The 15,269-nt window shown below is 58.0% G+C and carries 9 protein-coding genes; all 9 read right to left on the bottom strand.

Annotated features, from left to right (window positions below):
- Window position 1 precedes the first annotated feature (1 nt).
- Window positions 2-1,036 carry a glycosyl hydrolase gene (locus ACUZ9P_RS12285; protein WP_449249928.1) on the bottom strand — a complete coding sequence of 345 codons (1,035 nt, stop codon included), beginning with the start codon at window positions 1,034-1,036 and terminating at the stop codon, window positions 2-4.
- Between the two features lie 78 nt (window positions 1,037-1,114).
- Window positions 1,115-6,037, bottom strand: a complete 4,923-nt coding sequence (locus ACUZ9P_RS12290) for a hypothetical protein (protein WP_449249929.1) — start codon at window positions 6,035-6,037, stop codon at window positions 1,115-1,117.
- Window positions 6,037-8,034, bottom strand: a complete 1,998-nt coding sequence (locus ACUZ9P_RS12295; RefSeq protein WP_449249930.1) for a hypothetical protein — start codon at window positions 8,032-8,034, stop codon at window positions 6,037-6,039. Before ACUZ9P_RS12295 ends, ACUZ9P_RS12290 begins: the two co-directional genes overlap by 1 nt.
- A 3-nt stretch (window positions 8,035-8,037) precedes the next feature.
- Window positions 8,038-9,870 (bottom strand): glycosyltransferase, encoded by a 1,833-nt coding sequence (locus ACUZ9P_RS12300; protein ID WP_449249931.1) that lies wholly within the window; start codon window positions 9,868-9,870, stop codon window positions 8,038-8,040.
- Between the two features lie 143 nt (window positions 9,871-10,013).
- Complete coding sequence (locus ACUZ9P_RS12305) at window positions 10,014-10,751, bottom strand: hypothetical protein (RefSeq protein ID WP_449249932.1); 738 nt, start codon at window positions 10,749-10,751, stop codon at window positions 10,014-10,016.
- A gap of 96 nt (window positions 10,752-10,847) precedes the next feature.
- A complete protein-coding gene (gene bioC / locus ACUZ9P_RS12310; protein ID WP_449249933.1) occupies window positions 10,848-11,612 on the bottom strand; it encodes a malonyl-ACP O-methyltransferase BioC in 765 nt (254 codons plus the stop codon).
- Window positions 11,609-12,277, bottom strand: coding sequence for a pimeloyl-ACP methyl esterase BioG family protein (locus ACUZ9P_RS12315; protein WP_449249934.1), 669 nt, complete (start codon window positions 12,275-12,277; stop codon window positions 11,609-11,611). Before ACUZ9P_RS12315 ends, bioC begins: the two co-directional genes overlap by 4 nt.
- A complete protein-coding gene (locus ACUZ9P_RS12320; protein ID WP_298994182.1) occupies window positions 12,267-13,436 on the bottom strand; it encodes an aminotransferase class I/II-fold pyridoxal phosphate-dependent enzyme in 1,170 nt (389 codons plus the stop codon). The genes ACUZ9P_RS12315 and ACUZ9P_RS12320 overlap by 11 nt, the downstream gene beginning before the upstream one ends.
- A gap of 341 nt (window positions 13,437-13,777) precedes the next feature.
- Window positions 13,778-15,268: a 4Fe-4S dicluster domain-containing protein gene (locus ACUZ9P_RS12325; RefSeq protein ID WP_449249935.1), complete on the bottom strand. Its 1,491-nt coding sequence runs from the start codon at window positions 15,266-15,268 to the stop codon at window positions 13,778-13,780.
- Window position 15,269 lies beyond the last annotated feature (1 nt).

Here is a 15,269-nt window from a genome sequence, read left to right on the forward strand (position 1 = left end):
CTTACTTCCCTGAAATTTTAGCCAGAGATTCCGGCGTATTGCCGCCAAGCCGCCACAGGCTCACATCGCCGAAGCCAAGGCTGCGCCCCACATCGGCCCAATGCGCAAGGGTTTCACCATCCGCATACCAGATTTCGCATACGCTGCCGTCGATGCCCCCCTTTGCAAGCAGGGGGCTGCCGGGCGTGTTGTCTGCCGCCTTGAAATACAGGGCATGGCTGGCTGGGTCGCGCTTGGGCTGTACGCCCGCGCCCTGCGCCCATGCGGCGGCCTTGCGCTCGGTAAGATCCACAACGCCCCGGCCCGTCCAGGCAAAACCGCCCGCAGAAAGCGCCAACCCCGGCTTTACAGACCAGTGGGCGCACCACTGGGCCAACTGACGCAAAAAGGCGTCGTCAGCCTTGGCCCCCGGCCCGTTATGCCCGCCGTGCAGGTTATAGGCCATCACCACATACTGCGGGCCTGCGGGCAGATTGCCTTGCAGGTACTTTTGCTTTGGCTCCATGACCAGCCGCAGTTTTTTGCCCTGAGCAGCCAGCGTGGTGGAAAGCTCCTGCGCAAACGTGAGCAACCGGGGCCAGTCATCCATGCTCACTCTTTCGTAATCAAGCTCCAGCCCGGTAAAGGGATAGGCCGTCAGCAGGGCCAGCAGATCGCTGCGGTGCGCGGCGCGGCTGGCGTCCGTAGCCATGAGCCTGCTCACGAGGGCGGGATCCTTTTGCACAGATTTGCCGGGGGCTTCAACCACGTCATTAACGACTGAAAGAAACACGCCCTGCGCCTTGTTGGAGCTTTGGCCCAGTGAGGCACCAAGCCCGCCGCGCAGGGCCTTTTTCATGTCATCGGTGAGGAAGGGTCTGCCCTGCCTGTCAAAATACGCGGCAAACATGAGCGCGTTTTTAAAGTTGCCCTGGCGCAGTTCTGCAAGCCCGTTGGGCATGTCCCAATCCGCCACCCAAGCATCGGCTGCCACCGCCGGAAACGCGCAACACAGCACAAGCAGTCCCGCAGAAGCGGCAGAACGCAGACATTTCATAGCAACCTCCCCGGCACTATGGCCCGGACGGATTTGGCGCATGGGCCAGACGGCCCGGCGCAGCACGCTGAATGCTTTTTAAAAAACGTATTGCAGGTTCAGCGAATATTCATCCATGTTGTAATCGGGCAGTTCCATACGCCTGTAGCCAAGGGCAAGGCTCCAGTTATCGGCAGGAACCCAGTTCAGATCAAGGCTGTAACGCAAGACCTGCTCCCAGTTTTTGTCCTTGGATATGGCTGTGCCATATCCGGCAAAGCCGCGCACGTGCATCTGGTCAAAAAGCGCCACATCAAACGAGGCCACAGCCATATGATTGACGTATTCCTGCGGCGCATAGTAGTCGGCAGGATTTCTGTCACTGTCGGCGGCGCTGAACAGATAGCCTATCTGGAGTTGCGGCTTGTCCCACACAATATAGCGGGGGCTGACGGTGCCGCCCACAGTGCGGTTGCCATCCGTGCGCTGTGTGCCGAAAATTTCGGCCTGAAGCACACCCCAGTCCAGTATGCGGGCCTCGGTATTCAGGCCAAGCCTGTCGGCGTACACACCCTTTTTGACGCTTTCCGCCGTCTCGATTGACTGCCGGCTGTAGCTGAGGGTGTACGGCCCGTTGATGCGCAGGGGATCGACCGAATACACGCCGCGCCAAGCGGCCCGCGCTTCCATAAAGGAAGAACCGCTGTCCGGCTGCACATCGCGCACCATCAGATCAAGCCAGTGCTGCTTGAAGGGGAAGTAGCGCAGCCCAATGCCGATGGCATGGCCGTGCAGCGAATTGTGGTCGCTCTTCCACCACAGATCGGAAACCGAAGCCTGGGCAGAAAGATTCTCCTGCAAAAAGGTGGAAGCCTTAAGTTCGTATTCCGCAAAACTACGTCCGGCATTGTCTGTCCATCCATGGGGGCTGAACGTAGCCCTGGGCCGCAAAAGCCGCTGCGCGCGATCGAGCAGTTCGTCCGTGCGCGGATTATCCGGGTCAAGCCGTTTTGCTTCGCGCGCAAGCTCGTTGGCATAGGGGGCATCTTCGTCAAACAGGGCGTTGCTGGCGCGGTAATAGGTGTTATCCGCAGGCGAAAGACCAAGCGAGGCCGCCCTGGCAAAGAGCATTTCCGCACGCGGCAACTGCCCGTGCCAGCTTGCCAGCAAACCCTCTGTCTGCACCGCAAGGCGCGTGGGATGGCTCTGCGGCATGGAGGCCATGGCCTTGGCGTCCAGCTGCGCATACACGTTGCGCACGGGCACAAACAGCGGATCAAGGCTGTTGGTGTGATAGCCGTTGGCCGTGGGCACAAAGGCCACAGTGAAGACCTCGCGGGCAGCTTCTGTATAGGCCTGCCGGATTTCCGCATCGCCGTCGAGGCTGATCTGCCCGTAATCGCCGCCGGGGTACATCCACGCAGTCACCGCAAAGCCCTGAGACTGCGCGAGCTGGCGCGCCTCGGCCATTGCCGAAGCCCAGCGGTTTTTCATTTCTTCGACAGTTTCAGGCCGTCCGTCCACCATTGCGCGCCGTGCCCAGAAACCGCCCCTGCGGCCTGTTACGTCCACAATAGTACGGCCCGAGGTATCCGTGAGCGCCAGTTCCCAGCGGCCTGTGGCCACAAGCCTGCGCAAGAGCGCAGCATTGGGCAGGTCGTCCGGCGTGCCGGGAATAAACGACTGCCTGCTCACCAACAGCACGGCCCTGCCGCCACGTTGAGCCAGAGCGGCGTCTATGGCTTGCAGTTCTTCAGGCCGCGTCTGCCCGATAACGAGCAGCAGAGGTATTTTACCCGGCGCAGCAGTGGCCGCGTCTGTGGGTGCAGGAGACAGAAATTCCGGCAGGGAAACAGGGCGATAGTTTGCGCCAAGCTGATCCAGATATGCAGCAACATCCTGCGGAGTATAGCTTTTACCGTCCGACTGCGAGGTAATGTTGGCAAAGCACAGGGCCATGCCCGCCCCATTTGGCCCACGGGCCGAAAGGGACTGCACCACAGGCAGGGCACGGTCAAAACGCGACACCGCGCCGGAATGCACGGCAGACTGCAACTGATAGTGCATGTCGTAGGGATATTCCTGCGCCATATGGCGGGAGATTTTGGCCGCTTCGTTATAGTTGTGCCGTTGCAGGGAGATATCCAACACGCTTTCCAGCGCGTCGCGCTGTATGGTGTTGCGGGCAAGCAGGCCTTCGGCATGCGTCTGCGCATCATCAAGGAGCGACCTGTCGGGTTCAAGCGCAGCTTGACCGCCGGAGCGCAGCTCTGCAAGTTTTTCCCTTTCCTGCGGTGCAAGGCGTTCAGGATCAAGCGTGCCTCGGGCAATTCGTATCTGCTCGCGCTTGAGCTTTTCAAGGCGGTCAGCCTGCATCCTGTACTCATCGCGTAGGGAGCTGTTGTACAGCGACTGCACATAGGCGGAATCCGGATCATCGGCCAGATAGGTCTGAGCGTAACCCCGCGCCGCAGGGTAGCGGGCTTCAGCCAGTGCGTCTTCGGCCTGACGGCGCAGAGCCGTGAGTTTTTCCGGATCTGGCAGGCCGCTTTGCTGCAAAATGGAGGCCGCCTCCGCCCAACGGTTCTGGGCGCGCAAAGCCGCCACCAGCAGCGGCGCCACAGGCCTTGTGGTTGCCCCCTTGGCCATGAGAGAACGGAAAATCGCCTCTGCCCGACCGGCATCGCCCAAGGCAAGGGCGCACTGCCCTTCATACAGCCGGGCGGTAGGCCCTGCGGCATTTTTAAATTCGCCGTAAAGCGCACGGGCGCGGGTGTAGTCTGCCAGCGACATAAAAATATTGAAAACTGCGTACCGCGCGGCAAGATTGCCGGGTTCCGCGCGCAAAAAGCTGTCAAAATGGCGCATAGCCACATCCGTCTGCCCCTCAAGCATCCTGATGCGGCCAAGAATGAATTCATGCCGGGGCGAAGCATTGACAGGTGCCGCGTTCAGATGAATCTCCGCAGCTGTCATATTTCCCTGCATGGCGGCGGCAAGGGCCATACCCAAGTGAGCTTCTGGCAGATCAGGGCTGAGCGTAAGCGCACGCTGCCACAAAGGCACCGCAGCCTGCGCGCTGTCGCCCACTGCAAGGCTGAAACCAGCTTCGCTCAGCATTTTAGCGGCCTGTGGCGCGGGTATGCCCTGAAGCTGTCTGCTGGCCAAAAGCTCAGGGATCAATGCGACATTCTGCTGATCCAGCAGCTTACCCAAATATTCCGAAAGCATGGAGAGATAGAGCGACCTGCTCAACTGCAACTGCCCTGCCCCCGCGTCAGCGGCGGGAATACTGACCGTGTGGCTTTCCTGCGGCGGATCAAGGGCGAGCAAGGCCTTGGCGCTGGTTTCCACTGCGCGGATGTCGCCGCCTTCAAGCGCGCCTGCGGCAAGGGCCAGCGCATACCATGGTGCATTGGCGCCCGAGGGGGCAGCCATAGACCGCAACAGCGGGTAAGCCGCAGACCACTGCTTGTCCTTTATCAGATACAAGGCAAGGGAGAACACGGGCATTTCAGGGTACTGCATGCGGAAAAGTTCCATGGCGTCCGCAGTTCTGCCCTGCTGCAACAAGACCGCGCACATGGAGGGGCCAACCTTCTGCCCATGCTGGGGATCAAGAGCAATGGAATCGCGCCACGAAACATAGGCGTCGTCTATTTTTCCGCTGTCCCACAGCTCCCAGCCGTTGTTGCGCATGAGTTCGGCCTGCTGCTCCTGCGGGGCCTGCGCACCGCTGAATCCAAGACTGGCAACAATCAGCCGGATGTCGTCCTGTGCGTGAACAGCGCTGACATCGTCAACATGCTCCACAACGGCCTGACGGGCTTTTTGCATGGCATCCCGATTTTTGCTCTGTCGGGCGAAGAGGAATTTGCCAAAGTTTACGGCAATGTTGCTGCCCCCGGCCTCAAGCCTCTGCTCAAGAGCCTTGAGTTCGACGGTTTTTCCGGCCTGGGCAAGGCGGTAATAGAGCTGCCCCTGCAAATACAGGTCGTGCGGGGCTATTTTTGCAGCTTTTTCAAGTATATCGCAGGCATCCTTGATGCCGCCAGAGGCGGCGTAGGCATCTGCCGCGCGCACCGCCCAGACCTGCGGGCTTGAAGCCATGCGCCAGCCCTGCTCGTAAACAGTGGCGGCCTTTTTCTGCTCGTTGAGGTTCAGGTAGGCCTGCGCCTTGATGGCGTTCAATGTTTCCTGACTGAAGCCCCGCGCTGCCGCCTGCCGATAAAAAGTTTCGGCTTCGTCCTGCTTGCCAGCCAGTTGCAAGGCGCGGGCAGTCATAGCCTCAAATAGGGCCCGCAGCGGTTCAGAGCCTTGCGGCCAGTCATTCTGACGGCGCAGCAAGGCGGCTGCCACGGTGCCGTTATTGGCAAGGCAAGCCTTGAGCACCGCCTGTTCCTCGTCCGTGAGTTTGCCAACGGCCCCTGCAGCGCGCAGGGCGGGCAAAAAGACCGCGTTGTTCTGATCCTGACGTTCCGCCAGCAGTTTGAGAAGCTCCGGCGTCACCTGCACGGAAAGGCCGCTGAAAAACCTTGCCAGATCAGTGGAAAGCCCTGCGGAATCACTGGCCCGGCTGCTCTGGATATTTTCTGCCGCAAGGGCCGCAAGCCGCGCATCGTCCGGTCTGGCTTCAAGCGCCAGCGAATAGAAACGCGCGGCATCCTCGTGCCGCGACAGGCGCGAAAGCACAAGGGCCTTTTGCGTGATGAAGGGCAGAAAGCCAGGGTCCAGATCCATGCCCTTATCTATTTCACCCAGAGCCTCCGCGTACATTTCGCGGCTGATGGCATAGTTGGCGCGATTGTAATAGTAGGCTGCCGAGAGCTTTTCCGGTTCCGCGCCACTTGTCTGCTCCTGCCCCTTTGCGGAGTTGGCGCTTTTGGCAGGTTCCAGACCTCTAGGCTGATCGAGGCGCGCCCGGCTATCCCCAGCTGGAAACTCCTGCGCGCACACAGCGCCTGCGGCAAAGCCGCAGCACAGGGCCAACAGCAGACTGGAAGAAAGGATACTAACGCGCATCAGTTGCCCCCCGCGGCGTACAAAACGCCCTTTTCTGCGGTAGCATAAAGGAAATTGTTTCGGTTATGCCTATGGGCAAGGGGCGTCCAGAGAGAGTCGGGGATTTCCGCCCGCGTAAAATCAAGCAGGTAATGCTCTGCGGGCAAGGTAACGCCCGAGGCCGCAAGCGCTGCCGCCGCATCACGCGTAAGGCGCACCACGGGGCGATAGCCTGCGGCGGCAATGGCCTTGAGGGTCGCCGCCACATCCTCCCACGAGCTTTGGGCAAGGGGCTGCACCATGATGCCGTCCCACAGCCTGCGGCTCTGCGCCATGCTGAAGGGCGCTATCAGCAGCATGCTGTCGGCCAGAACAAGATTGCCGGGGGCAAGAGCGGCAATGGTCATGCTGCCCTCTGCCCGTGCACGCAACACCTGACGCGAAACCCTTTCGGCATCTGCGCTGCCAGCACTGCCCCCGGCTGCCAACGGCACCACGCATGCAGTGACCTCCTGCGCCCTGGCCTGAGCCGCACTGCCAGAACTGGTGCTGCCTGTGGACTCGATGCGCCAGAGCGAAGGAATACGCACAATATTCAGCGAGCCGAAATGCCCTTCGTACCCTTCCACATCGTCAGTGCCCAGAGCAACTGCCCCAAGCCGCAGTGTGGGCGAAACTGGCAAAAATCCTGGGCCGAGCGCCTTTCCATCAAGCAACACTTTAAGTCTGTTGCCCTTGAGCAGGATATCAAAGCGCCAGGGCGGTTGGGTGGAAAGGGTTTCATCCGCAATAGTATACAGCCCCTGACCGGGAACGCGCTCCTGCACCAGCAGACGCGCCCCGTGCAGGGTCACGCGCAAAAAGGCGCTGGGCGTGGCATAGCGCAGGTAGACGTAGCGATCCACGTTTTCCTTCTGCGCAATGGTCATGGACAGCGAAACATTATCCCACAGGTTGCTGCCGCGCAGCATGACAGGGTCAGCCCTGCCCTCCTGCGGGGTCAGCACAATATCCTGCCCCAAGGCTTCTACCCTGGTGCGAAATGATACCCAGCTTTCGGCGGTATCGCCCTCGGCCAGAGAAAACCGCGTGCGCTTGGCAGTTTTGAGCGAGAGCACTTCCATGAGGTGTTGCTTCGTCCACTCTGGCTTGACCTGCACGCGCGTGAGCGCAAAACGGTCATCCACTGCTGAATTGAACGCCGCCCCTTCCCTGGAAAAGGTCAGCTCAAAATACTGCTGGGCCAAACTGCGATTGGCCTCCTTCACCGCAAACGGCATGGCCGCGTTGAAGGAGTTGGCGGGCATCATCACAAAAGCCTTGGGCGGTTCGGACATGAGCTTTGCCAACGGCTCGAACGATTCTTTATAATACGCCGCCAGCCGGTCACGCATCTGCTCTTCTGTTTCCGCTGGCAACCCAGTGGGATCACGCATAAAATCTGTCAAAAAGTAGCCGGGGGTCACCTTTGGCATGTTCTCGTTGATGGGCAACAGCCCAAGCCCCTGGCTGCCCACATCCCAAAACGGGCTTTTTGCCAGTGCCGCCACATTGGACTTGGTGATAAAAAAGTTGTTCCAGCTTTTAAGTGTGGCGGTTGTCGTAAACAGGGTGGCATGCACCCCTGTTTTACCCATGATCTCCTGCCCAAAGATGACGGAGTCCTTGCGGCCCCCTTCCATCATGAGGTACAGGGCTTTCTCTGGCAGCGGTTCGCCATCGCGATAAAAACTGATGACATCGTCAGTAGTTATCCACTGATAGCCAGCCTTTTCAATGGCTGCCACGTGCTCCGCAAACTGCTGGCGCGAGTTCAGCCCCGGCTTTTCATCGCGTGTGAGCGAACCGTAAGAAATGGCCGTAAAACCATCCCGTTGCGTCCACGATTCACGGTCAAACTGCGGCGGCCTGCCCCTCTCAATAAAGAGCTGAACAATAAATACGCACAGGCCGATCAAAAATGCCCATTGCAGGCATGACCGCAGGATCTTCCAGGTATCTTTAGAAAGCGCGCGCATGCCCTAGCCCTCACCGTGCTTGCCGTGATCGGCTGGCTGCCCCGCTCCTGCTGCAACGGCGCTTTCAGAGGGCATGACGAACATTTTCTGCTCGTAGCGCAGCTTTTCCTGCGCGGCCACGTCGGCGGAGGTATTGCGTGTGCCCCATTCCGACTTCCAGAACGTAAGCACTGCCACAGGGAGCTGCCACAGCAGCACCGCCAGATAAAACACGCAAAAAACAATGCCGTACGGCCACAGATTGCTACGCTTGAACAACAGATAGGAGGCGCTCATGAGCATACTGGTGACAAGAATGCCCGCAAGGTATTTGTAGGGAAACAGGCCAAGCTCAAGCGGAATGACGACCATGGTGCGCACTACCACCAGCGGGGCCAGCACAGGCAGCAAAAAACCGATGTAGAACGAAAGCGCCATGAAAGGCTCTTTTCTCCACATAAAGGAGCTGGCGCGCAGAGTTTCACGCAGCCATGAACGCTTCCAGCGCATTTGCTGCCGGATAAAGGTACGCATGCTTGAGGGCACAATGGTGGAACACACCGCCGCATCCTGATAACCAGTGCGGTGGTGGGCAAGGATGTAGTTTGTCAGACTTCTGTCGTCGCCAAACGTGGCCGGATAGCCAAAGAATTTCTGGTTGAGCCATTCATCGAGGTAGTGCAGCACAAGATCCTTGCGATAACAGGCAAGGGGGCCGGAAAGACAGGTCACACCGTCAAAAACGGATTCCGCCGCCTTGATGAACCGAAAGGCCACATAGTAGCGCACGGCCTGCATCTTGGTGAGGGCATTTGTCCATTTGTTCTGCACTTCTGTTCTGCCAGAGACAGCCCCCATCTTGGGGTCGCGGAAGGGCTGCACCACTTCCCGCACGGCGTCCGGCTCCAGAAAACTGTCCGAATCCACAAAGACCAGCAACTCAAATTTGGCGTGTTGGGCCCCAGCCGCAAGGGCGTGGCGCTTGCCCATATTGTAGGGCTGCTCAATAACCACAAAGCGGTCGCCGGTTATTTCCTTGCGAATCTGCTTTTCGATGCGCCGCACACGCTCCATGGATTTATCCGTGCTGCCATCGTCCACAAGGATAACTTCGAGTTTTTCCTGAGGGTAATCCTGATTGATGGCGCACTGGATGGTTTTTTCAATCCATTCTTCTTCGTTAAAGCAGGGAATGACAATAGTGACCCCAGGCGTAAAGTCAGGATCAACAGGAACGTTGCGGTAAAAGAAGGAAAAGACAAACCGGCTTACCAGAAAAACGGACGCAACAATCCCGTATGTAAATACTGGCACGTCAAACATGAAGTAAAACAGGCTTTCCTGCCGCATGTAGGCAACGGCATATACAGAAATGGCAAGCAGAATTACAGAGGTTGCAATCAGACGCAGCCACTTTTTCAGGCGCAGATAGTTATCCAGATTGCGCACAAAGTTGACGGCAACCTTTTTTTCACCATCCTCGCCTTCCACAATACGCACAACGTCTGCGGGAATACGCACGCGCGATTCATACCCTTCTGGCAGGGTGCCCGGCGGCATGGTAAAGCGCAGCACAAGCTTTTGCCCCTCGGCTGGAAGCGGTGCATCCTCAGCCCAATGCAGCAGCATGCCCGATGACGAGAGGTCTTCGCTCAGGCAGCGCACCGGGGCGGATTCTTCCGAAGCATCATATACCGACACCTGAAGCTGGGCTTCATAGCGCTGATGAGCTCCACGCCTCGACCCGCCCCGACCGGGAATGTTAGGGGCGAGACGGCGATCACTCTTGGCCTTGGGGTAAATTTCAACGTCCAAGGGCAACTGGGGAGTGAGCTTGGAAGAAGGTTTGGTGGACAAAAGCATTCGTTTAACCCGGTTCTGGTGCGGTGGCGAAAAATGTCAGCACAAATAGTCACGTTTTTGATAATGAATACTTAAAGCAAATTCCATACCTCGTCAAAAAAACGCTATCTGTCCGCATGCCCCCGCCAGCCTTGCCGCTACTGAAGTGCCTTGCAAATCTTCAACACTGCGGCGTCCGCCGCGTCATTTGCTGAAGGCTCAAAACTGACAATTTCCCCATTGCAGTATGAAACCTGAAACATTTTTTCCGGCGCAGAATCGTCAGCATCGTCCTTTTCCGTCAGGGCTATGGAATACAAAATGCCAAAGTCGCCCTCGGCATTTTTGTAGGGGATGGCCTTTTCTATCCGAATCCTGATGAAATCAGGATTTTTAAAGCCATACACCATGCTGTATGTTTCAAGATACCGCACAAGTACGTTACGTAATATATCTTCATCCATGACCTGATACGTATCGCGCGGAATGAACTTTTCCGTCATTGCTTCGTTATATGTCAAAAATTTATCCGCATTTTCCCTTTCTGCATTGTCAATATACAAAAAATCCTTGCAATATGCGGTCAGTTTGTCTGGTTTGCTGGCGGTCTTTTCGATGTTTTCCGCCAGTTTCAGTCTGTACAGCACATAGTTGGGAGGCAAGGCCCTATACTTGATATTAATGGCGTTTGCTTCATCAAGGTTTTGAAAAAGGTTGTTTTCAAATTTGCCTTGCGCGTCTGCCAGATCACGCCCCTGCATTTCAAGATAGGCCTTGGCAGATTCAAAACCATAGGCTTCGTCAGATGCTTCGGCAAAGGCGGCACAAGCCGCCTGACAGAGACATGCGAGCAAAAGACAGGCAAACCATTGCAGAAGTCTTGCTGATGGCTTCATGCAACTCTCCTTCCCGTGCTGGGTTGGTAGAATACAACGGAAATAGTAAGAAAGCGACCAAAAACAACGCATCAGGCAGCACAAATTGTTGCGTACCTACAGGTTGCGGCAAAGATTCCCCTTGCTTGCAGCAAGAACATACACAGGCCGATATGTCAGCCTGACGCCCTGCCCGGTGCCGTAGCGGGAAATGTAACCGTCAACAAACTCAAGGTATCTGCGTTTGTTCCAGCCTACAGACCTGATGCCTGTTACGCCAGTATGCCTGAGGTGCAGCAGCACGTCATGCGGGCTGGCAAATTGCAGCGTGATTTCGCCCTGCTCCATTGCAACCAGATTAAAATCCTGCTCAAGATAGCTTTGCAGGACGGCAGCATCGGGATAGTCCAGCCCAACACCCGTAAGCTCCGCAACTTCGTACAGGTTGCCAGGCAAAAAACTGCTGAAGGCCAGTAGCCCGCCCTTGGGCAGATACCGGGAGCAACGATGTAAAAATCCTTTGATATCCGCAAACCACTGCACGGTTGAGGCACTGCAAATGGCGTCAAACTGGCCGCAGAAGTCCAGCGTTTCCGCATCCCCCTCGCGGCAGAAAAGCACGTCTGGCCGTTGCTGCGTAAGGGCCTGCACTTGCGGGCTGGTATAAAGATCATTGACAGTGAGGCTTTTGGGCTGCGCGCTCAGGATATGCTGCGTCAGCATGCCCGTACCCGCGCCTATTTCCAGTATGGCTGCACCACTTGGAATGTGCGGCGCAGCAAGCGCCCAGAGGTGCGAAGCAATCTGCCGCTGGGCCTGAGCCTCAGCATCATAACTTGCGGAAGCAGCGCTGAAACGCCGCCTGACAAATGAAGCACTCATGGCAGTTCTACAGATACAAAAGGAATATCCGGCAGATAGTGCGGCTCGTCCAGCTCCAGCACCGGGATTGCAGACCAGGCTTTACGCATGTTTGCAATGGGGAATATCCTGTCTTTTTTGCTCAGAATTGCCATGTCCCAATCAGTAAACTGCGCTCTGTCTTTGTAGGCAGCGCATTCCTTGATATGCTTCAGCTCCGCCAGCAGAGAATCCACACCGCGTGCCAAACTGTGCGGTGATCTGCGCGCTTCAAACACTGCCCGGTGCGCGCCGCACATACGCCTGTTGAACCGTTCCACGCTTTCGGCGGAAAGGTTTTCAAGCGTGGCATCATAGACCGTCATCGGTATGCCAAGGCTATCATCAACAGGCGTGAGCGTTCCGTTAATGGCTATGGCGCGGCTCACAGCGCACTGCAAGCCCGGCAAGACCAAGGATGCCGCGTACACGCCAAGCGACCATGCCCGCACCCGTACCCTGCTGTAAGGACGCAGGGCCTCCGCATCCAGCGTCATATCGGTATAGTCGTAGCACACGGCAAAATCGCAGTGCGCCGTATGCGGCGAATCCGCAGCCCAGGCAAAGGGGCGGCTGTCCATGCCCCACCCGGCAAAAAACAGTTCCAGGGTCGGACAACCGGCGCGCCGCAGAAAATCAATATTCATGCAGCAACCTGCTCAGCAGGGCTATGAGGGATTCAACCTCCTCACGCGCGGTTCCCGCTGTGAGCGAAATGCGCAGGCGCGAGCTGCCCGCAGGCACCGTGGGCGGGCGTATGCCCATAATGTAAAAACCCTCGCGCTGTAAATGCCCGGCAATGGCAAGGGTGCGCTGGTTTTCGCCCGTAATGACGGGCACGATCTGCGAGGTGCTGCGCACCGACTGCCCAAGGCCATCAGTAAAAGCATGCATCATGCCTGCGAGCGCGGCAAGATGCTCCCTGCGGGCCGCCACCTCTGCGCTGGCAAACTTTGCAAGCACAAAGCGGCTCCAGGCAATGTTGACCGGGGGCAGGGCCGTAGTAAAAATAAACGGGCGCACGGTATTAACTAGGTATTCCCGCAGGGCTGACGAGCAAATCACATACGCGCCCAGCGAGGCCCAGGCCTTGCCCATGGTGCCCACCAGAAAATCAATGTCCGCCGCGCAGCCTTGCTCCTCGCAGCAGCCAAGCCCCTTTGCGCCGCGCACACCCACGGCGTGGGCCTCATCCACATAAAGCTGCACAGTGGGATTGGCCTTTTTCAGCGCCACCAGCCGGGGCAGATCGCAGGCATCGCCATCCATGCTGAAAATGGATTCGGTGACGATGATTATGTTTTCGTAGTCCGCAGCGTGCTTTTCCACCAGCATTTCGAGCTGAGCGTAGTCATTGTGCCTGAAACGGATGCACTTGCCCTCGCTCATACGAATGCCGTCAATAAGGCTGGCATGCACCAGCTTGTCCGCTAAAATAAGCGTGCGGCTCGTGCACACGGCTGGCAGAATGCCCTGATTGGCGTGGTAGCCACTGCCGAACACCAGGGCGGCCTCCGCGCCATAGGCCGTTGCCAGTTCCCGCTCAAAGGCCTCCTGCTGATCGCAGGTGCCCGTGAGCAGACGTGAGGAACACGCCCCCATGCGCAGGGAGGAAACATCCTGCTGCGCCCAGAACTCCTGCCTCAGGTCGGCATCGTCGCCAAGAGAAAGATAATCGTTGGAGCTGAGGTTGATAAAGGGCGCTCCGGCCCGCTCCCTCTCGCGCTGCACTGCATCAATATTGCGCAGGGCGCGCAGGCTGCCGTTCTGCTTCTTTTCATCAAGCCACTGTGTGTATTGCATCATTCTCTGTCCATTAGGCATATTTCGGCTGGCAGCAAGGGGCCAGCCGCATATCAAGGCATGCAGAAATTTTGTAAAAAGCGGCTCGGGCGCCATCCAACACAACGGCGCTCTAAACAAGGCCGCCGCTGCCCTAACTGGATATCGTTATCCCCAAAGGGCGGCAAGTCAATCATGACGCATGGAGGCTGCGCTGGTTGAAGTTGTCACTCTGGCCGTTGTTAAACTGTTTTTCTGTGAAATCAGGCAAAATTGCAAATGGCTACCTGGGCCGAAACCGCAAGCAGCCATTGTTAGTTACAAAGCCTGGAGGCCTGCCCGTGGCAGGTATGGTTCCAGCCAGGTCAGATGCGTCTCTGCTCCGCAACACCCTCCACATGGATTGCGGCAAAAGGACGCGCCGGGCAAACATATTCGCATGCGCCGCAGCCAGTGCAGCGCTCCGCATCTACAACCGGCTTTTTGGGGGCATCATCCGGCCCCACCAGATTTATCACCCGTGGCGGGCATATCTTGGCGCAGGCAGTGCAGGCTACCTTGTCCGTCACGGTTATGCAGCTCTCAAGGGCAATAACGGCCCGTCCGATCTGCATGGAGCTTTTTACTGCCGGGGTAATGGGCCGTATGGCCCCTGCGGGGCAGACTTCCGAACAGGTCACGCAGTTGACGCGGCAGTAGCCCCGCTCAAAAGAAAGCGCTGGGCGCAGCATGCCGCTGCCCATATCCGATGCCCGCAACACCTGATTGGGACAGGCAGAAACACAGAGCTGACACCCGGTGCAACGCGCGCCAAGCTCCTGCGCGGACTGCGCGCCCGGCGGCACAATGGCCGTTTGCCGCTCAGGGCTCTGCCTGCGGGTAAGCGCCGGAATGGCCGTAGCGCTTCTGCCAAAGGCAAGCCCGGGTACGGCAATGCCAACCAGTGCCGCAAGCACGCTGCGACGTGCACCGTTGTGCTTGCCCTGTGCCGCTGTTCCCGCAGGAGCTGTAGCCTGCGCCTGTGTGTGCTCCTCAGCATGTCCTTTTGACAATCTGGGGGCATAGCTGACGGCCCCGTGACGGCACACTCCCACGCAATTGAAACAGGCCACGCAACGGCTTGCGTCAACGCTTCCGGCTTCTGCGTCAATACAGGATGCCTTGCAGGCCTTTTCGCACAGGCCGCATTTTTTACATGCGCCTTCGTTTATGCGGGGCTGGAACAGCGAAAACCGGCTCAAAAATCCCAGAACAGTTCCCACAGGGCAGATGGTATTGCACCACAGCCGCCCGGAGCGCCATGACAAGACCCCAACCACGGCAAGAGTGACAGCCGCTGCTGCCAGTGCTGCCAAACCTTTCTGCCACACCAGTGTGGGGGCGACATCATAGTTTCCCGCCCGTTCCGAGGCCCAGGCAAACGCGTTGCTGCCCATTGCCCAAAGGGGGGCCAGCAGATCAGCCGCCATACGGCCAAAGGCGCTGTAAGGTTCAAGCAGCGAAAAAACCAGCGGCACGCCCGCCAGCAGGGAAAATACAAAAATGCCAAGAAGCGCCAGCCGCAGCAGGCTACGCGGGGAGGAATAGCGGAAGCGGTACTTGCCCGCCCTTGCGCCGATAATGTCCTGCACCACACCAAGCGGGCACAAGGCGGAGCAATAAATCCTGCCGAAAACCAGTGTCAGGAGGGTTATGCCCGCCACAACGCCAAGGCTGCCAGCCAGCACCGCAGGCACAAGCTGCACCTTTGCCATAAAGGCAAGCGATGGCGCAAACAACCCGCTCACATCCACAAACAGCAGGCAGATTGCAGCAAAACAGAGCGCGGCCAGTATGATGCGAACGATCCGTAACATT

The organism is Desulfovibrio intestinivivus, from assembly GCF_053570665.1.

Bases quoted from the DNA above. Each gene is read 5' to 3' on its own strand.
- ACUZ9P_RS12285 (WP_449249928.1), bottom strand. From the start codon at position 1,036: ATGAAATGTCTGCGTTCTGCCGCTTCTGCGGGACTGCTTGTGCTGTGT.
- ACUZ9P_RS12290 (WP_449249929.1), bottom strand. From the start codon at position 6,037: ATGCGCGTTAGTATCCTTTCTTCCAGTCTGCTGTTGGCCCTGTGCTGC.
- ACUZ9P_RS12295 (WP_449249930.1), bottom strand. From the start codon at position 8,034: ATGCGCGCGCTTTCTAAAGATACCTGGAAGATCCTGCGGTCATGCCTG.
- ACUZ9P_RS12305 (WP_449249932.1), bottom strand. From the start codon at position 10,751: ATGAAGCCATCAGCAAGACTTCTGCAATGGTTTGCCTGTCTTTTGCTC.
- bioC (WP_449249933.1), bottom strand. From the start codon at position 11,612: ATGAGTGCTTCATTTGTCAGGCGGCGTTTCAGCGCTGCTTCCGCAAGT.
- ACUZ9P_RS12315 (WP_449249934.1), bottom strand. From the start codon at position 12,277: ATGAATATTGATTTTCTGCGGCGCGCCGGTTGTCCGACCCTGGAACTG.
- ACUZ9P_RS12320 (WP_298994182.1), bottom strand. From the start codon at position 13,436: ATGATGCAATACACACAGTGGCTTGATGAAAAGAAGCAGAACGGCAGC.
- ACUZ9P_RS12325 (WP_449249935.1), bottom strand. From the start codon at position 15,268: ATGTTACGGATCGTTCGCATCATACTGGCCGCGCTCTGTTTTGCTGCA.